This is a genomic window from Hymenobacter rubidus (genome assembly GCF_016734815.1).
Classification (GTDB): Bacteria; Bacteroidota; Bacteroidia; order Cytophagales; family Hymenobacteraceae; genus Hymenobacter; species Hymenobacter rubidus.
Genome location: NZ_JAERQF010000009.1, coordinates 67007 through 86335, shown reverse-complemented (window position 1 = coordinate 86335; position 19329 = coordinate 67007). Strand labels below are relative to the sequence as shown.

General features: G+C 61.4%; 12 protein-coding genes. 9 read left to right on the top strand and 3 right to left on the bottom strand.

The window, feature by feature from the left end:
- Positions 1–44 precede the first annotated feature (44 nt).
- Positions 45–1379 carry a hemolysin family protein gene (locus tag JKL48_RS08875; RefSeq protein WP_201981512.1) on the bottom strand — a complete coding sequence of 445 codons (1335 nt, stop codon included), beginning with the start codon at positions 1377–1379 and terminating at the stop codon, positions 45–47.
- 266 nt (positions 1380–1645) lie between these two features.
- On the opposite strand from JKL48_RS08875, the gene JKL48_RS08870 reads away from it, so the two are divergent.
- Together JKL48_RS08870 and JKL48_RS08865 are read left to right on the top strand one after the other, a co-directional pair.
- Positions 1646–3862 (top strand): cytochrome c biogenesis protein CcdA, encoded by a 2217-nt coding sequence (locus JKL48_RS08870; RefSeq protein ID WP_201981510.1) that lies wholly within the window; start codon positions 1646–1648, stop codon positions 3860–3862.
- A gap of 405 nt (positions 3863–4267) precedes the next feature.
- Positions 4268–4732: an Lrp/AsnC ligand binding domain-containing protein gene (locus JKL48_RS08865; RefSeq protein WP_201981508.1), complete on the top strand. Its 465-nt coding sequence runs from the start codon at positions 4268–4270 to the stop codon at positions 4730–4732.
- Positions 4733–4925: 193 nt separating this feature from the next.
- On the opposite strand, the gene JKL48_RS08860 is transcribed toward JKL48_RS08865, so the two are convergent.
- On the bottom strand, positions 4926–6851 hold the full coding sequence (locus JKL48_RS08860) for an SPFH domain-containing protein (RefSeq protein ID WP_201981506.1): 1926 nt from the start codon (positions 6849–6851) through the stop codon (positions 4926–4928).
- Between the two features lie 166 nt (positions 6852–7017).
- Here JKL48_RS08860 and JKL48_RS08855 point away from each other — a divergent pair, with 166 nt between their 5' ends.
- The 6 genes from JKL48_RS08855 (at position 7018) to JKL48_RS08830 (ending at position 14621) form a co-directional block, all read left to right on the top strand.
- Positions 7018–8091, top strand: a complete 1074-nt coding sequence (locus JKL48_RS08855; protein ID WP_317191914.1) for a glycosyltransferase family 9 protein — start codon at positions 7018–7020, stop codon at positions 8089–8091.
- Positions 8092–8185: 94 nt separating this feature from the next.
- A complete protein-coding gene (locus JKL48_RS08850) occupies positions 8186–9424 on the top strand; it encodes a M16 family metallopeptidase (protein ID WP_201981503.1) in 1239 nt (412 codons plus the stop codon).
- A gap of 7 nt (positions 9425–9431) precedes the next feature.
- On the top strand, positions 9432–10370 hold the full coding sequence (locus JKL48_RS23540; protein WP_201981499.1) for a YDG/SRA domain-containing protein: 939 nt from the start codon (positions 9432–9434) through the stop codon (positions 10368–10370).
- Positions 10363–10839, top strand: a complete 477-nt coding sequence (locus JKL48_RS08840; RefSeq protein WP_317191913.1) for a YDG/SRA domain-containing protein — start codon at positions 10363–10365, stop codon at positions 10837–10839. Before JKL48_RS23540 ends, JKL48_RS08840 begins: the two co-directional genes overlap by 8 nt.
- Before the next feature lie 129 nt (positions 10840–10968).
- On the top strand, positions 10969–11619 hold the full coding sequence (locus JKL48_RS08835; protein ID WP_201981496.1) for an O-methyltransferase: 651 nt from the start codon (positions 10969–10971) through the stop codon (positions 11617–11619).
- 86 nt (positions 11620–11705) lie between these two features.
- Positions 11706–14621 (top strand): outer membrane beta-barrel protein, encoded by a 2916-nt coding sequence (locus JKL48_RS08830; RefSeq protein WP_201981492.1) that lies wholly within the window; start codon positions 11706–11708, stop codon positions 14619–14621.
- A 208-nt stretch (positions 14622–14829) separates the two neighbouring features.
- Here JKL48_RS08830 and JKL48_RS08825 read toward each other — a convergent pair whose 3' ends face one another.
- Positions 14830–16566 (bottom strand): T9SS type A sorting domain-containing protein, encoded by a 1737-nt coding sequence (locus JKL48_RS08825; protein WP_201981491.1) that lies wholly within the window; start codon positions 16564–16566, stop codon positions 14830–14832.
- 164 nt (positions 16567–16730) lie between these two features.
- On the opposite strand from JKL48_RS08825, the gene JKL48_RS08820 reads away from it, so the two are divergent.
- Entirely contained in the window at positions 16731–19199 is a 2469-nt protein-coding gene (locus tag JKL48_RS08820) for a LysM peptidoglycan-binding domain-containing protein (protein ID WP_201981490.1), read from the top strand.
- Positions 19200–19329 lie beyond the last annotated feature (130 nt).

The window sequence follows — 19329 nt, the reverse complement described above, 5'->3', positions numbered from 1 at the left end:
GCGCTGTATCCGCTATTGCAGATAATTGTCCGGAAAAGCGCTTTCTACAACTCGCCGTCTAATTCCCCGCGTGGGGCTTCGCGTTCCAAGGGCGTGGTCACGCGAAGCTGCACGAGTTCCACGGCGCGGCGCGAGCGTTGTAGCACGCGGAACTCGTAGGGGTCGAGCACGGCCACGTCGCCTACTTCCGGGATGCTGCCGTAGATGACGTTGAGCAGGCCGCCCACCGTTTCGTAGTCCTCGCCTTCGGGCAGGGGGTAGGGGAGGTACTCGTTGGCGTCGGGGATGGGTGTGGCGGGGTTTACGCGGTATTCGTCCTCGGCAATTTTCTCCACCACGGGCACCTCGTTGTCGTACTCGTCCTGAATTTCGCCCACCAGCTCCTCCATAATGTCCTCGATGGTGACGATGCCCGACACGCCGCCGAACTCGTCGCTCACGATGGCCATCACAATGTGCTTGCGCTGAAACTGGCGCAGCAGGCGATTTATTTTCTTGGTTTCGGGCACGAAGTAGGGCGGGCGCATGATGCGGGCCAGCTCCACGGCCTCGCCGCGCCGGATGATGGGCAGCAGGTCCTTCACGTTGAGGACACCCACGATGTTGTCGATGTTGCCCTCGTACACCGGCATCCGCGAGAAGCCTTCGCTGAACACCATGTCCAGAATCTGCTCGGCCGGCGCGTTCAAATCCAGCGCCGAGAGCTTGGTGCGGGGCACCATAATCTGCTTCACCATGCGGTCGTTGAACTGAAACACGTTCTCAATCAGCTCGTGCTCCGAGTCCTGAATCTCGCCGCTTTCCTTGCTTTGGTCAATCAGCAGGCGCAGCTCATCAGACGTATGCGCCTCCGTGCCGTGCACGTTCTGAATGCCCACCGCGCCCAGCAGCAGGTTGCTGGCCTTCGACAAAAACCACGTCAGGGGGCGGGTGATGTAGTAGAAGCCGCGCAACGGCAGCACCAGCGCCAGGCTCACCGCCTCGGGCCGCTGAATGGCCAGCGCCTTAGGAAACAGCTCGCCGAACAAAACGTGCATAAACGTGAGCACAATCAGGCCCAACCCTACCGCAATGCTGTGGGCGGTGAGCTCCGAGATGGGCAGTCCGAGCCGGGGCAGCAGGCCCTTAAATATCTCCGTAAACAACTCTTCGCCCACCGCACCCAGCAGCAGCGAGGCAATGGTGACGCCCAGCTGCGTGGCCGAAAGGTAGTCGTAGAGCTTGCGCAGTACGCCCAGGGCCTGGCCGGCCATGCGGCTACCCTCTTTGGCTTTCAGCTCTAGTTGCGACAGGCGGACGCGAATCAGCGAGAACTCGGCGGCGACGAAAAACCCGTTTATCAGAACCAGAAAAACGGTAAGTAGTAGTTGTAAACCCATGTCGGCGGCCCCGCGACGCGGTCGGTCTGGGGGCCATTGTTCTTCAAAAGTACGCACGTTTGGCACAGGTGGTTAGGATAATGAACTTTCGGCTCACCAGTTTGTCATCTGGGCAGCCTTATTTTGTGGGCCGAAGTGCGGGGACGGAAACGCTGGTCTGGTCGGCTTTCCGGCCCCTGTGCCTGCCGGAACGGCTGTGAGAGCCCGCCTTCTTCGATTATACCGCAACCCGCAAGGTTGTTCCCTGTGCCAGATAATTATAGCTAATGAAGAATTCCTGGATGTTTGCGTTTTTGCTGCTCTGGCTGGGCTTGGCCGGCCCGGCCGCCGCTCAAATTTTGGTGCCTACCCACCTGAGCACCGCCCTGAGCAAGCCCACCGCCAAAGTGGGCGAGGAGGTGGAACTCATCGTGAATGCCCGCATCGACGACAAGTGGCACCTCTACGCTTCCGATTTCAGCGAGGACGTGGGGCCTGTAGTCTTCACCCTCAAGTTCAAGCCCAGCCCGGCCTACGCGCTGGTGGGCAAGCTCCAAGCCATCAAATCGCACCACGAGCAAGACGAGGTATTTAAGGGCGAAGTGGCTTTTTGGGAAAAAACCGGCCAGATGCGGCAGCGCATCAAAGTCCTCCAGCCCGGTGCCCTTACCATCTCGGCCGACGCCGACTACCAAACCTGCACCGATGTGGACGGCCGCTGCGTGCCCGGCAACGAAACCCTGAAATTTGGTCCGCTGACCGTGGCAGGGGCCGCCCCGACCAAAACTACCGGCGCCGTGCCGCCGGCCGCGCCCGCCAAAACGGAGACAGCCGTAGCCACCCCGCCGGCAAAAGCCACCCCGGTGGCTGCTTCGCCATCCGCCCCGGCCGATACCGCCTTGCAGCGGCCAGCCAGCGCAGCAGCGGTACCGGCGCCGGCCGAAACGCCTGCTGCGCCCTCCGCTGCCGCTGTTGCACCAGCAGCCGCTAGTGCGGTAGCGGCTGCTCCGGCTGCCGAGGCAGCTACCGGCAGCTTGTGGACATTTGCTTTCGGGGCTTTTATTGCCGGACTCTGGGCTTTGCTGACGCCCTGCGTTTTCCCGCTGATACCCATGACGGTATCGTACTTTACCAGCGGTGCCAACAGCCGGGCCGAGGGCATTCTGAAGGCAGTGGTATACGGCCTGTCCATCATCTTCATCTACGTGGTAATCGGGCTGGCCGTGACCGTCGTACTGGGCGAAAATGGGCTGAACCTGATTAGTACGCACTGGCTTCCCAATCTGATTTTCTTTGTCGTATTCGTGGTGTTCGGGCTCTCGTTTCTGGGGCTGTTTGAGATTACGCTGCCCAGCGGCATGGTGAACAAAGCCGACGCGCAGGCCGACAAAGGCGGCTGGTTTGGCATTTTTTTCATGGCTTTTACGCTGGTGTTGGTATCGTTTTCCTGCACCGGGCCCATTGTGGCCAGTATTCTGAGTTTGGCGGCGCACGGGCAGCGCATCACGCCGGTGGTGGGCATGTTTGGGTTTTCGTTGGCGTTTGCGCTTCCGTTCACCCTGTTTGCCATTTTCCCGGCCTGGCTGAAAAATCTGCCCCGCTCCGGCGGCTGGCTCAACACCGTGAAGGTGGTGCTGGGCTTTGTGGAGCTGATGCTGGCGCTGAAGTTTTTGAGTATGGCTGACTTAGCTTACCACTGGCACCTGCTAAGCCGCGACGTGTACATCGTGCTCTGGATTGTGCTTTCGGCCCTGCTGGGCTTTTACCTGCTGGGCCGATTCCGCCTCTCGCACGATTCGCCCCTCGACCACCTCAGCGTGGGTCGCCTATTGATGGCGGTGCTGGCCTTTTCCTTCACCGTGTACCTGGTGCCGGGCCTGTTTGGCGCGCCGCTGCCGCTGCTGGCCGGCTACCTGCCGCCCCAGAGCAAGCACGATTTCTCGTTGGCAACCGCCGAAAACGGTGGTGCGGCCACTGCCTCAACCGGCCCGGCGACGGCCCGCGAAGCACCCCGCTTCGGCGATTTCCTCGAACTGCCCCACAACCTCAACGGCTATTTCGACTTGGAACAGGCCAAACGTGTGGCCCGCCTCGAGCACAAGCCGATTTTTATTGATTTCACCGGCCACGCCTGCGTGAACTGCCGCAAGATGGAAGCCACCGTATGGAGCGACCCGCAAGTGCTGGAGCAACTGCGCAACGACTACGTGGTGGTGGCCCTGTACGTAGACGACAAAACCGAGCTGCCGCAAAAAGAGTGGTACACCTCGCCCTACGATAAGCAACTGAAAACCACCCTTGGCAAGCAGAATGCCGACCTGCAGGTATCGCGCTACGGAATGAATGCCCAGCCGTATTACGTGCTGCTCGACCCCAACGATGCCACCAACAAGCCCCTGGTAGCTCCCATTGCCTACGAGCCGGATGTGGCGCAGTTCAGCAGCTTTTTGCGGACCGGCGTGCAACAGTTTCACACCCAGCGTCCCCCGGTGGCTGCTCGGTAAACAACCCGCTGATAAGCTGGGCAGTAGAAGCGAATGATTCCCGCAATCGTTTTAAAGCACGAAGAGGCGGCCCCCACCCAGAGGCCGCCTCTTACCAGTGTGAGGAGCGCACCCACCCAGATGCGCGGCCTCGTTTTCCCCTCTTCTCCTCCGTATCCAACCACAGCCGTAGTGAAAGGAATTGCCTTTCATAAAAGAGTTAGCGAACAATACAGCCGGAAATCCGGGGTTTATTGCGTGCTTTGCTCTACTACTTTGTTGCCGCGGCCTTCTGCCTAGGATTGTAACAAATGTAAGAGGGCGTCTGAGATGATGCAAATAATTTTGCTCGATAACGCAAAATTTATTATAAATTTAAAATTCACCACTTAATTTTATAATCTCTCCAATTCCTTTCTGTAAAAAATGGCTAGAAATTACGAACTTGATGACACTGACCGGAACATTCTGAACTTGCTGATTCAGGATGCCAAAATGCCCTACACCGAAATTGCCCGCAAAGTCAATGTTTCGGGCGGTACCGTGCACGTCCGCATGGCGCGGCTCGAAGAAATCGGCATTGTGCAGGGCGCCACATTGCGCATCGATTTTAACAAGCTGGGGTATGGCGTAAATGCTTTTCTGGGCATTTACCTGCTCAAAAGCTCGGTGTATTCGAGCGTGGTCGAGCAGCTGCGCGACATTCCCGAAGTCGTGAACATCCACTTCACCACCGGGGCCTACGGCGTGTTTGCCCGGCTGATGTGCCGCGACACCCAGCACCTGCGCGACGTACTCCACGACCGCATTCAGCCCATCGACGGCATCGAGCGCACCGAGACACTGATATCGTTGGAGGAAGTTATCAACCGCCCCACTCAGCTGACGTAGCACAGTAGCGGAGCGGCCTAAAGCGAAAACGAGCGTCGTGCTGTGAGAAAGCGCGACGCTCGTTTTCGCTTACGCGGAGTACCCCGAAATTTTATTTCGGGCCGTATGCTTTGGTGAACGGGTAGTTGCGCGGCCCGAAATAAAATTTCGGGGTACTCCGCCTGTTTCCTCAAACAACTTTTTTCAGGCTCAATTACGCCTCCGTAGGCGGAGTGGGCTTTTCGGGCGCGGCCGGAGTAACTGGAGCAGCCGGCGCCGGGTTGGTGAGTTGGCTGGCCTGCTGCTGGGCCAATAAGCCAATCAAGGCTTCTACCAGCCCGCCGCCTGCGCCGGTGCCGCCACCGTTGGCTTGCACCTCGGGCACAATCTTCACCTGCCGGTCGCCGATAATCTGCATCAGCTGCAGGCCGGTGAACTCGCGGGTGCCGAGGGCCTCCACGCCCACGCGGTAGGCTTCGGCCTTGGCATTGCCGATGGCGCGAATGGCTTCGGCCTCGCCCACGCCGCGCAGGCGGGTGGCTTCGGAGTCGGCAATGGCGCGGAGGCGGGTGCTTTCGGCCTCGCCACCGGCGCGGAGCTTGGCGGCTTCGGCTTCGCCGCGCACTTTTTTCACCTGGGCGTTGGCGTTGAGCTCGGCGATGTTGACGCCCTGCTCGCTTTGCACGAGCGAGTTTTGAATGTCGGCGATGCTGGTTTCGCGCACCAGCGCCTGGCGCTGGGTCTGGGCGGCCTGCTGCACTTCGTAGGTTTTCTTCTGCTCTTCGGCCAGCTTGCGGTCGGTTTGGGTGGTCATCAGCTGGGCCGGCGGCACAATGTCGCCGATGAGCGTGTCAACGGCCTGCACGTTGTATTCCTGCAGGGCGTTGCGGATATAGGCAGCGGCTTCGCGCTGGCGCTCGGCGCGGTTGGTGAGGTAGTCGAGCACGGTGAATTCCTGGCTGGAATTGCGGAAGTAGTTGCCCACGATGGGTTCCAGCACGTGGTCGACCAGGTTTTTCATCGAGCCCACGCGGGAAATGACGCGGGGCGCATCGAGGGCAGCGACGTGGATAATCTGGGCCACGTCGAGGTTGAAGGAGAAGCCGTCGCGCGAGCGCACCGTGATGCTGCTCAGGGAGTCGTCGTAGTGGTGGGCTTCGGTGCGCACCGCCCAGTTGAGTACAATGTTGGTGGTGGGCATGAGCTCCACTTTCATAATGTGCGTATTCAGGGGCTGGCGGCCGGGATAGAGTGGCGTGGCCCAAATGCCCTTGTGGCCCACTTCGACGAGGTTGCCGTGGGTGAAATCGGCCCCGCTGACGTCGATGGCCGGCTTGCCCACGAAGGAAATAACCACGCCGACGTGGCCAATGGGAATTTCCGTCATCGGCACCTGCTCGACGCGGCAGAACCACGGGTTGAGGTTCCAAGAGCCGGAAAGCAGGATTTGTTCCTGCAGGCCGCGGCTGCCGCCGGCGTTGAGGAAGGCCTGCGCATCCTGAAAATTATTGTGGTTGGGAATAACGGGGCCGGCAATTTCGCCGGGCATGATGGGGATGCCGTCGAGGGTGGTGACGATGCCCACGGCATCGGGCGCCACGCGGTAGATGAACAATTCTTCGGGCCGCATGCCCATGTTGGCCGCGTTGCGCTGGGTGATGACGGTGAACAGGGCCGTGTTGATGCGGTAGGTGCCGGCCGTGAGCATACCGATTTGCCGGCCCTTCTCGCCGCCTTTGGTGAGGAAGGCGCGGGCATCCTGGTAGTTATCGCAGTCGACTTCGCGGGCCAGAATGTGGCTGGGCGGGATAGGTTCGCCGCCGTTGGCCACCACCAGGCCGATTTCGCCCTGCGGCACAACGACCACAAATTCCTTCGTGACCGAATATTGCCAGGGCCACAGGAAGAAATGCCAGCCCGGCGCCAGCGTATCGGCCTGGAAGCCTGCCTCGCCCTCCAGCGCCACGAGGCGGCCGGGGGCCAGGTTGCGGCGTGAGAATTTCTTGGCTACCACGCCAACCTGCATTTCGCCGATAACGACGATGCCCAGCAGCGACTTGGCCAACAGCATGACCAGTAACAGGGCGACCAGCACCCCCAGAAAAGCGTAGAAAATGGAAACAGTAAGGGCTAGGAGCATAAGGGGAAGAAAAAGAGCACAGAAAAAAGGGTTTGTAGTGAGTGAATCGACAACCTGCTGTTGCGTATTACAGCCGCCGGTAAATCAGTAGCTTAATTTGTCGGCAGAAATATAGCATTCTAACCGGCATATTACTTTGCCCGCTAAGGCGCTGTAATTTTGTCCCGTGCCCACGAATTCTGCTTCACCCGCTACGCTGCTCATCCAAACCGCCTTCATTGGCGACGTGATTCTGATGACAGCGCTGCTGGAATACCTGCACCAGACGGAGCCCGCCACGCCCGTGGATGTGCTGGTGCGGCGCGGCAACGAAGGCCTGCTGGCCGGCCACCCCTACGTGCGCCAGGTGCTGATTTGGGACAAGAAACACCGCAAATACGCCGCGCTGTGGCAGTTGCTGCGTCAGATTCGGGCGGCCCATTACGGCCGGGTCGTCACCTTGCAGCGCTTCGCCAGCACGGGCTTTCTCACGGCGTTTTCGCGGGCGCCGCAGCGGGTGGGCTTTGCCAAGAACCCGCTGAGCCGGTTTTTCACGCGGCGCGTTCCGCACACCATTGGCGACGGCACCCACGAGGTCACGCGCAACCTGCGGTTGCTTAATGAGGAATTAGGAATGAGGAATGCAGAATTGAGGACGCGGGATGATTCCTCATTCCTCATTCCTCATTCCTCATTAAGCGCAGCGTACCCCCCCCGGCTCTATCCCTCGGCCGCCGATGAAGCTGCCGTGGCCCCATACGCTGCGGCCGGCCCCTACATCTGCCTGGCGCCCACTTCGGTCTGGTTCACCAAGCAGTATCCGGAAGCGAAGTGGCTGGAGTTACTGGCCGCGCTGCCGGCCGGCTTGCGCGTGTACCTGCTGGGCGGTCCGCCCGATGTGGCCGCCTGTGAGCGCCTGGCCGCTGCCGCCGGCCGGGGAAACGTGGTGAGCATTGCCGGAAAAATCGGGTTGCTGGCCTCGGCGGCGCTCATGCGCGGGGCCGTGATGAACTACGTAAACGACTCGGCGCCCATGCACTTGTGCTCGGCGGTGGGCGCGCCGGTTACGGCTATTTTTTGCAGTACGGTACCGGCTTTTGGGTTTGGGCCGCTGGCGCCGGTTTCGTTCGTGGTCGAAACGAAGGAAGCATTGGCCTGCCGGCCCTGCGGGCTGCACGGGCACGGCGCCTGTCCGCTGGGGCACTTTCGCTGTGCGTATGGCATTGAGGTGGGGCAACTCCTTTTATCAATGAAGAATTAAGAATGATGAATGAAGAATGAGGGACACCCGGTAATTCTCCATTCCTCATTCTTAATTCTTCATTAAGCGCAGCGTCCGGTACCTTTGTACACTTATGCTCGATTATCACATTCACGAATATCCTAACGGTATCCGCCTCTTACACAAGCAGGTACTGCACACTAAAATAGCGCATTGCGGCTTTTTGCTTGACATTGGCTCGCGCGATGAGGCGCCGCACCAGCAGGGGCTGGCCCATTTCTGGGAGCACATGGCCTTTAAGGGCACCGAGAAGCGCAAGTCGTTTCACATCCTCAACCGCCTCGAAACCGTGGGCGGCGAGCTGAACGCCTACACCACCAAGGAAAAAATCTGCTTTTATGCCTCGCTGCTGAGCACGCACTTCGAGCGGGCGTTTGAGCTGCTCACCGACCTCACGTTTCACTCCGTGTTTCCCGGCCGCGAGGTGGAGAAGGAGCGGGGCGTGATTCTGGAAGAAATGAGCATGTACCAGGATGCCCCGGAAGACGCCATCATCGACGACTTCGATACGGTGGTGTTTGGCGACCACCCGCTGGGCGTGAATATCCTGGGCACCCGCGAAAGCGTGAGTCGCTTCCAGACGGCCGACTTCCACGCCTTTTTGCAGGAGCAGATGCGGACCGACCGGCTGGTGTTCAGCTCGGTGAGCAACCTATCGTTTGAGGCCGTGAAGAAGTTGGCCGACAAGTTTCTGGCGCCGCTGCCGGCCCGGCTGGGCCCGCGGGTACGCCGCCCGGTGGGCGCGTATGCGCGCAAAACCCAGGTCGAAACCCGGCCCATCACCCAGGCGCATTGCCTGGTGGGCGGCCCCGCCTATTCGCTGAACGACCCGCGCCGCATCCCGTTTTTCATGCTGAACAACATTCTCGGTGGGCCGGGCATGAACTCGCGCCTCAACCTGGCGGTGCGCGAGAAATACGGCCTCGTGTACACCATCGACAGCACGTATTCGCCCTACACCGACACGGGCTTGTTCGGCATTTACTTCGGCACTGAGGGCAAGCAGGTGAAACGCACCCTGGGCTTGGTGCAGAAGGAGTTGAAGTTGCTGCGCGAAAAAGTGTTGACCACCAATCAGCTGCACACGGCCAAGCACCAGCTCATGGGCCAGCTCGCGATGAGCGAGGAAAGCAACGGCGGCATGATGCAGCTCCTGGGCAAAAGCACCCTGGACCTGGGGCGCGTGGAGCCGTTGAGCGAAATTTTCGAGAAAATCGAGCGGATTTCGGCTGCTGAACTGCGCGAGATGGCCAATGAGGTGCTGACCGAGGACCACCTAAGCGTGCTGCAATACGTGCCAGAAGGGAAATAACCACACTGTGCCGAAGTCCTCTCCACCCGTCTTTGGGCCAATTGATGGCATTGCGCCAGGCCATGAGTTCGCCAACCGGCTGGAGTTGTGGAGCGCAGGCGTGCATCGCCAAACACAGGCAGGTATCAGTGCCCGGCAGGATAGGGGAGCGGAATCCATCGTATTATCAGGGGGCTATGAAGATGATGAAGACTTAGGTGCTGTTATCATCTATACAGGACGGGGTGGGCGCAGTACCGAAACAGCCCAGCAAGTAGCCGACCAGACACTTACCGGCGCCAACCTGGAACTGGTGCGTAATGAGCAACTCGGCTTGCCGCTGCGAGTGACCCGGAAAGTGACCACCGGGCACAGCAGCTTCTATCGTTACGCCGGCCTCTACCGCGTGGTAAGTCATTGGGCCGAAAATGGTAAATCGGGCCACCGTGTATGGCGTTTTCGACTAGAATTGCTTCCGGAAGCAGCGGCTGTGGAGCAAGCGCCTTCTTCAGTTACGACAGGTCAGACGGCCCTTTTTGATTTGGCTGGTCAGGCGATGGCTGAGCCAACTGCCAGCTATGGCCCCGCCCCGCGCCAAGAGGTTACAACCTTGCGCATTGTGCGCGACACCGCCGTGACGCGCCGCGTGAAGCTGCTTCATAACTACTGCTGCCAAGTTTGTGGCGTTCGGCTTCACGGCGCTGCCGGGCCCTACGCCGAGGCGGCGCACATCCGGCCGTTAGGTGCGCCGCATCATGGGCCCGATGTGTTGGAAAATGTGCTATGTCTGTGCCCAAACCATCATGTGCTGTTTGACTTGGGTAGTTTTAGTGTGGCCGATGACGGGCAGCTACTCGGGCTATCCGGCAGGCTGCGACTACACAAAAAGCACCTACTAAATCCTGCGTTTCTGGCTTATCAGCGCCTCCATTTCTATCAACCCAATGCAGAGGTGAGAGGTGAATAAGATTGAGCGCACTGGATTAAGTAGGCAATTCGGCCACGTCGGCACCTACCGGCCGGGCGACACCTTCCAGAACCGCATCGACTTGGCGTTGAGCGGTGTGCACCGGCCGCGCCGGGCCGGCGTGTGCGGTACCCCGCTACTCGGGGCCGAAAGTATCGTGCTGGCCGGGCAGTACGAGGAGGATGATTTCAGCGAAGAAGAAATTCTGTATTCCGGCAACGGCGGGCGCGACCCCAAAACCGGCCGCCAAATCATGGACCAGGTGCCGACTACCGGCATCCTGGCGTTGCTGCGGAGCGTCGAAACCGGCCTGCCGGTGCGCGTGCTGCGCAAAGTACCCGCCGAAGACGGCGGGCTGGAGGTGTACCGCTACGAGGGGCTGTACCGAGTGGTGGGCTCTACTTACGGGCCGGGGAAATCGGGCTTCCAAGTGTATGTGTTCCGGCTGCAGCCGTTCAGAACGGCGTAGAGACGCAATATTTTGCGTCTCGTAGTTGAACGACCGGAACCACGCCGAACTGCACGAACTGCACCAACTAAACAACATCAGCAACGACGAGACGCAAAATATTGCGTCTCTACACTATTTCGCGCCACAATGTCTTCCAACGACGACCCCATCGAACAATACGCGGCCCTGCACACCACCCCCGAGCCGCCGCTATTGGCCCAGCTCACCCGCGAAACGCACCTGCAGCTACTGATGCCGCGCATGAGCAGCGGGCACGTACAGGGCCGCTTCCTGAGCATGCTGAGCCACCTGATGCGGCCCCGGCGCGTTCTCGAAATCGGCACATTCTGCGGGTACGCCACGCTGTGTCTGGCCGAGGGACTGGCCGATAAGGGCCTGATTCATACCATTGAAATAGACCCCGAGCGGGAAGCCCGCATCCGGCGCTACGTAGCGGCCGGCGGCTTCACCGAGCAGGTGCGGCTAACTATTGGTGCTGCGCTCGATGTTTTGCCGGGCCTGGTCGATGAAGTATGGGATTTGGTCTTTATTGACGCCGACAAGCGTAACAATGAGGCGTACTTTGAAGCAGTTATTGAACAGGTGCGGCCCGGCGGGTTGCTCATCGTCGACAACGTGCTCTGGAGCGGCAAGGTGCTGCCCGCGCACGAGGTAAAAACCGGCGATAAGGACACGCCGCTGGTGCGCGCCTTCAACGACAAAATGGCCCAGGATGCGCGGGTAGAGCCGGTTTTTTTGCCTCTGCGCGATGGGCTGCTGCTGCTGCGGAAGAAGTAGCAGCCTACACAATCGATTGAGTGAATAACAAACCTTAGGCGGACAACTACCGTCAGATAAGTTTCGACTGCCTATTTTCCCTTTCTATGCGGCATTTTACCCTGCTTGTTTTTTTGTTATTTGGCCTCGTTACGGCCCGCGCGCAGGCGCCCACCACGGTGAGCGGGCGCGTGACCGATGGCAAGGACCAATCGGCCCTCATCGGGGCCAACGTGCTGCTCATCCACCTGCCCGACTCGGTGAAGCGCGGTACCGCCGTGGATACGGATGGCAAATTCCAGTTCGATAACGTGGCCGCCGGGCGCTATGTGCTCGATGCCTCCTTTGTGGGCTACCAAAGGCTGAGCCAAAGCGTGACCGTGGCCGGTGCGCCCGTGCAGGTGGGGGCGTTGGCGCTGCAGGCCGGGGGCGTGCAGCTTAAAGGTGTGGTGGTGACCGGCCAGGCTGCCCAGAGCATCCAGAAGGGCGATACCACCCAGTACAACGCCCGCGCCTTCAAAACCAACCCTGATGCGACCAGCGGCGACCTCATTGAGAAGATGCCCGGCGTAAGCCGTGGGGCCGACGGCAAAATCCAGGCCCAGGGCGAAACCGTGACCCAGGTGCTGGTCGATGGCAAGCCTTTCTTCGGCACCGACCCCGACGCCGTGCTCAAAAACCTGCCCGCCGAAATGGTGGACAAAGTCGAAGTATTTGACCAACGCAGCGAGCAGAGCCGCTTTTCGGGATTCGATGATGGCAACACGACGAAGACGGTGAACATCGTGACCAAGATTGAATTCCGCAACGGCACTTTTGGGCGCGTGGTGGGCGGCGCCGGGCCTGACCGCTACAAAGCCAGCGGCAACATCAACAAGTTCAAGGGCGACCAGCGCATGTCGGTGCTGGCGCAGAGCAACAACGTGAACGAGCAGAACTTCGGCACCGAAGACCTGCTGGGCGTGGTGGGCAACTCCAATACCGGTGGCGGGGGCCGCGGGGGCGGCGGCAACCGCGGCGGGGGCGGCAACGGCGGCAACGCCGGCGACTTCCTGGTGAACCAGAACGGCGGCATCACAACCACCAACGCGGCCGGCCTGAACTATTCCAACAACTGGAACAAGAAAACCGAGCTGTCGAGCAGCTACTTCTTCAACCGGGCCAACAACGCGCTGAAAAGCAGCACGCAGCGCTACTACGTGCTGCCCTCGCAGGCCAATACTACTTACACGCAGGACGCCACCGGCAACAGCCTGAACATGAACAACCGCTTCAACCTGCGCCTGGAGCAGAAGATTGACTCGGCCAATTCGCTGTTGTTCCGGCCGCGCTTCAGCTCGCAGAGCAACGACGCCAGCAGCCTGGTGAATGGCGTGACGCGCCGGAGCGGCGAAGAGCAAAGCCGCATCAACAGCACCTACGCCGCCAACAACAGCGGCCTGAATACCGGCGGCGACCTGCTGCTGCGCCACCGTTTCCGCAAGGTGGGCCGCACGGCCAGCCTCAGCATTGGGGGCTCTTATAACCAGAAAACGGCCGAAACCACGCTGCGCACCGTCGACACAGGCTCGGCCCTGAACAACCTGAACCAGGCCAGCGACCTGACCCAGCACGGCGGCAACATTACGGCCAACCTGGCCGTGACCGAGGCCATCACGCGCAAAGACCAGGTGCAGGCCAACTACACCATCAACTACGCGCCCAACAATTCGGAGAAATACACCTACGACGTGCAGGGCGACAATAGCCGCTTGCCTAACAATGCCCTGAGCAACGTATTTGATAATTATTACTTTACGAATTCCGGCGGTGTTACCTACCGGCACATTACGCCCAAGGTGCAGGCCGGGGTGGGCCTGTCGGGCCAATACTCGGAGCTGTACAGCGACGCGAAATTTCCGCGCCCCGGCATCGGGCGCTACTACTTCGTGAACGTGCTGCCCAACGCCAACCTGAACGTGCGCTTCACGCGCCAGAAAAACCTGCGCCTGTTTTACCGCACCAACACCAACCCACCGAGCGTGAGTCAGTTGCAGGCCGTGGTGAACAACTCCAACCCTTTGCAGCTCACCATCGGCAACCCCACGCTGCGGCAGGAGTTCCAGCAGTCGCTCAACATGCGCTACTCGTCTTCAAACCCCGAAGTATCGAGCAACTTTTTCGCCGTGCTGTCGGGCTCGTTCAACATGAACCCGATTTCGAACCGCACGCAGGTGGCCATCCGCGACACCACGGTGACGCCCGAGGGCGCGCCCCCCGTGCGCCTGCCGGCCGGCGCCCAACTCACCCAGCCCACCAACCTCGACCACGAGTACTCAGTACGTACGCTGATAAGCTACGGCCGCCCCATCAAAGCCATCAAAACCAATGTGAACCTGAGCGCCAACGGCAGCTACAGTCAGTCGCCGGGCCTGATAAACGGCGGCCTGAACTACGCCCGTTCGCCCTCGTTCGGGGCCGGCCTCACGCTCAGCTCCAACATCAGCCCCGAGCTGGACTTCACGGCCTCTACGACTTCGAACCAGAACTACGTCATCAACACCCTGCAAACCAAGCTCAATACCAACTACTTCTCGCAGGTGTCGCGCTTGCGCCTGGGCTGGATTATCGGGCCCGGCATCAACTTCTCCACCGACCTCGTGCACCAGTACTACGCGGGCCTCTCGGCCGGCTACAACCAGCCGTATGCGCTCTGGAACGCCAGCCTCGGCAAGAAGCTGTTTCCCGGCCAGCGCGGCGAAATCAAGGTGTACGTGTTCGACATTCTGGGGCAGAACCGCAGCATCTCGCGCAACGTGAACAGCACCTACTACGAGGACGTGAGCACCACCATTCTGCAGCGCTACTTCATGCTGATGTTCACCTACAACATCCGCAGCGGCAACGTGATAGCCCCGCAGCCAGGCGAAGGCGGCGGGCGCGGCGAAGGTCGTGGTGGCTTCGGCCGTCCCGACGGTGGCGGGCCGGGTGGGGGAGGTGGCCCCGGCGGCGGAGGCGGCCAAGGTGGCGGCGGTCCGCAGTAGAAACCCAAGTTGCAACGTACTGCGCTAGCCGCATAGCGGCGGCAGGTTTGTAGCAACCAGTTTATGAAGATTGGAAAAGCCGCGTAGCGGTGGCAGAGGCGCGAGACGTTCTGTCACCCCTACGCGGCTTTTCCTTTCGCGTTGAATCGATACGGCAAACCTGCCGCCGCTACGCGGCCAATCCGCCACTTGGTTTGCGCCCTCCGCGCTACTCCACTGCCAGGCGCTGAGCCGAGCCGGCGCCGTGCAGCAGGTAGAGGCCGGCGGGCAGCCCGCGCAGGTCGAGCACGGCCTCGGGGCCGGTCGGGGCGGGGTAGCGGCGCACGGCCCGGCCCAGCGCGTCGCTCAGCGTGAGCGGGGCGGGGGCAGTGCCGACGGGCAGGCGCAGGGTGGCCGCGTGGCGGGCCGGGTTGGGGAAGAGGGCGGCCGGCTCGCGAGGCCCAGCGGCCGTGGTGGCCGTCAGGGTGGGGTCGGTGAGGGAGGCCAGGAAGCCGAGGAAGGAGTTGGCAGTCGGCTTGGTAATGATGGCAGGGCCGAAGCTGGCCGTGGGACTGTCAAGGTATCCCGCTGCATACACACTGCTGCCGCTCACGGCCATCGTGGTTGCCACGTCGCTTCCCATACCACCGGCCCGCTGCGCCCATACGAAATTGCCCGTGCTGCCTACGTCAGTGAGTTTGGCCACGAATGTGTCGGCGAAGCCGGTAGTAGCGTCCGCGTTGGTCAGGGTGGTGGAGCCGAAGCCGGCCGTGGGGCTGCCGAAAGTGCCTGTTAAGTACACGCCGGTGCCACTCACGGCCAGCGCGTAAGCAGTGTCGAATTGCGTACCGCCGGCCCGTCGCGCCCACACGAAGCTACCGGTGCTGCCCGCATCCGTGATTTTGGCCACAAATACGTCCAAAAAGCCTGTACTGGCCAAGGTGGCAGGCCCAAAGTCTGCTATGGAACTGCCAAAACCGCCGGCCACGTACACGCTGGTACCACTCACGGCCAACGCGTTGATAACATCGTAGTCCGTGCCGCCGGCCCGCTGCGCCCAGGCGAAGCTACTGGTGGGGCCTGCATCGGTGAGCTTGGCCACAAATACGTCGGGAGTGCCTGCGCCGGCGCCCGCGTTGGTCAGCGTAATGGAGCCAAAGCCGGCCGTAGCGCCAGCAAAAGTGCCAGCCAGATACACGTTGTTTCCACTTATGGCCAGCGCATTGGCATAATCAATGTCCGTGCCGCCGGCCCGCTGCGCCCAGGCGAAGCTGCTGGTAGCGCCCGCATCGATGAGCTTAGCCAAGAATACGTCACTAGAGTTGCTGGGTCCCGCGTTGGTCAGCGTGGTGGGGCCAAAGCTCGCCGTGGCACCGGCAAAAGCCCCCGCTACGTATATGCTGGTGCCGCTCAGGGCCAGCGCGTACGCTATATCGTCGCCTGTGCTGCCGGCTCGCTGTGCCCAGGCGAAGCTGCCAGTAGGGCCCGCATCGGTGAGCTTAGCCACGAACACATCACCAGAGCTGCTGGCGCTTGCGTTGGTTAGCGTGGTGGGACCAAAGCCCGCCGTGGCACTGGCAAAAGCCCCCGCTACGTATAGGCTGGCGCCGCTCACGGCCAGCGCCCTGACATAGTCTGTGCCCGTGCCGCCGGCCCGTTGCGCCCACACGAACTGGTTGCTGGCCGGGTTAAATTTGGCCACGAACACGTCATAGCTGCCGAGGCTGGTCAGCGTGGTGCCGCCAAGTGCCACTGTATTCGTGAACTGCCCGGCTAGGAATACATTGCCCGCAGCATCGACAGCCGTGGCCGTTACTACCGAGTAGGGGTTGGTAGCCGCCCCTGAGGCCACCGCCACGGCCTGCGCCGACTGCCAGGCCGGTGCCTGGGCTGCCACTGGCAGGCAACTGGCGAGGAGTAGCAGAGCCAGCAGGCCCACGGGAAACAGGGAGTAGAAAGATTTCATGGAAGAAGGGAAAAGAATAAGTGTTATCAAATATAGTCCGACCCTGCGCACCGGTTCTGAAGTGACCTAGCGCGCACCTTTCGCCCAAATTGCTCAAAATTCAGGTTCTTTGTAGCTTCCGGGCCGAAAGCCGCCGCTGTGGCGACTGCCTGCCCGCGTTGCCTATGCGAAATCCCGTTGCTTTTCTCCTCATACTTGTCAGTCTGACCGGCCCGCTGGCCGCCCAACCCCTGGCCCCGCGCCTGCACCCCGACGTGCCCGCCGCGATGAACGTTGCTGGCATCCACTTGGTGCTGAACGAAGAAGCCCAGCGCCTGGTGCAGCAGAAAGCCGACGGCCTGTGCCGCCACCAGCCGTCGTTCCAGGCCCGCGTCGATTTGGCCGATGCCTCGTTTCCCATCATCGACCGGGTGCTGAAGGAAGAAGGCGTGCCGCTCGATTTCCGCTACCTGGCCTTGCAGGAAAGCGCCCTGCAAGGCGACGCCCGCAGCAACCACGAAGCCGTGGGCTACTGGCAGCTCAAGCAGGAAACCGCTACCGACCTGGGCCTGCTCGTGAACGGAGCCGTGGATGAGCGGCAGCACCTCACGGCCAGCACCCGCGCCGCCGCCCGCTACCTCACCCGCAGCAACACCAGCCTCCACAATTGGCTCAATGCCCTGCTGAGCTATTACACGGGCCTGGGCGGCGTGAAGCCCTACACCCTGCCCACCGATTTCGACGCCACCGAAATGGCCATCACGGAGGCCACGGCGCCCTACGTGCTGATGTTTCTGGCCCAGAAAATTGCGTTTGAGCCCGCCTGTGGCCTCAACCCCAGTCCGGCACTGCGCCTCCAGGAATTTCCCGCCGTGGCCGGCCAAACCATTCAAAGCCAGGCCCTGGCCCTGCACGTGGAGCCGGCCGCGCTGGCCGCCCACAACCGTTGGCTGCTAGCCGCCGCCGTGCCCACCGACAAGACCTATACGCTCATCGTGCCCGTGGGCGACGTGACCCAGGCCGCCGGCATTGCCGCCAACCAGCGCCTGCAAAGCAGCAAAGAGCTGTTGGCCATGCCCACGCTCGCGGCCAGCTCGGCCGAAGTGCGGGTCAACAACCTGCGCGCCCTCATTGCCCTGCCCGGCGAATCTACCGCCGACCTGGCCCGCCGCGGCCACCAGCGCCTGGGTGAGTTTTTGCATCACAACGAAATATCCGGTTTCGATGTCGCCGTGACCGGCCGGCCGTATTTTCTGGAAAAAAAGCGCGACCTCGCCGCCGTGGAATACCACGTGCTGCAGCCCGGCGAATCCATTTTTGACGTGGCCCAGAAGTACGGCATGCGCAAAAAAGCCGTGCTGAGCAAAAACCGCATGGCCCGCGTGGAGGAGCTGCGCCCCGGCCGGGTGCTGTGGCTGCAGCACACCCGCCCCCGCGAAACAGCTATTGAGTACCGTACCCTGCCCGAAGGCGCCGCTCTGGAGCGGCCCATCGTGGCCGCCACGGCCGCCGAAACTGAAACGGATGTATTGCTAAATCAGGCCAATGCCCCAGTAGCTATTCGCCGCGACGTGGCTACCGAAAGCGGCCAGGTGAAGGTAAAAATTAAAGTCAAGAGCGACGCCGGTAAAACCAAGCGCGTCACCACCGAAGATGCCGATGGCTGGGGCGAAACGCTTTCTACTGCCACCACCGCTGCAGCGGCTCCAGCACCTGCTCCTGCGCCTGCGCCGGTAGCCGTGGTGCCGGCAGCCACGCCGACGCCCGCTCCTGCGCCAGCAGCCGTAGCACCCGCGGTGCCCATGCCCGCCTCGGCGCCGGCTCGCCCGGTGCCCGCGCCCCTTCGTCCCTCCTCCGCCAAGGCTACTTATTTGCCGCCGCCCGTTGCCGTGCCAGCCCCCGCGCCCCTGGCTGATGAACCACGCCCGGCCGATGTGGCCGTTGCCGAGCCTGCTGTCAAGCGTCCGCCGGCTGCGGCTAAGCCTTTGCCAGTCGCCCCCAGCCCGGTGCCCAGGCCAGCAAAGGAAGTAATTCCCGCGGCGGTTGCTCCGGTTGTAGCGCCTAAGGCTGTTTCTGTGCCCGCGCCGTCTAATGCTGTAGCCACGCCCAAGCCAACGACTCCGGGGCCTCGCACCGTCCCCAACACCGGCACGCATGTGGTCGAGGCGCACGAGACAGTGTACTCGGTGAGCCGTCTCTACAGCATGCCGCCCGCTACGCTCATTGCCGCCAACCACCTGCAGCCGCCCTATGGACTGAATGTGGGCCAAGTGCTGACGTTAACGGCTACGGACACCCAGCCTGCTCCGGCCGCGGGCGCCGTAGCCAAGCCAACGGCGCCCGCGGCCCAAGCTACCCAAGCGCCTGCTCCCGTGCCGTCCCCGTCTGGCCGTGCGACCGGCCACATTAACCCTGCCTTACTATACGTGCCCAAAAAAGGCGCTTCGGCTACTGGTTCACCCGGTACTGCCTCAGCGCCCGCGCCAGCTTCGGTCACGACGGATGCTCAGCATACCGTAGCGAAGGGCGAGACTTTATACAGCATTGCCCGTCTCTACAAAGTGAGCGTGGCCGACCTGCAAGCCTGGAACAACAAGCCGGACGGTGCCGTGAAAATAGGAGAGGTGCTGCGCGTATCGGCCCCAGCTAAGTAAGCAAAAACGCAGCGCTCAGGGAATCAGGCAGCAGGGAAATGGCGTTTGGCAAAGCTCCCCCGCCGGGGGTATCTTTACTAAAATGAGGAATGAGGAATGAGGAATTCTCAAACGACAATTCCTCATTCCT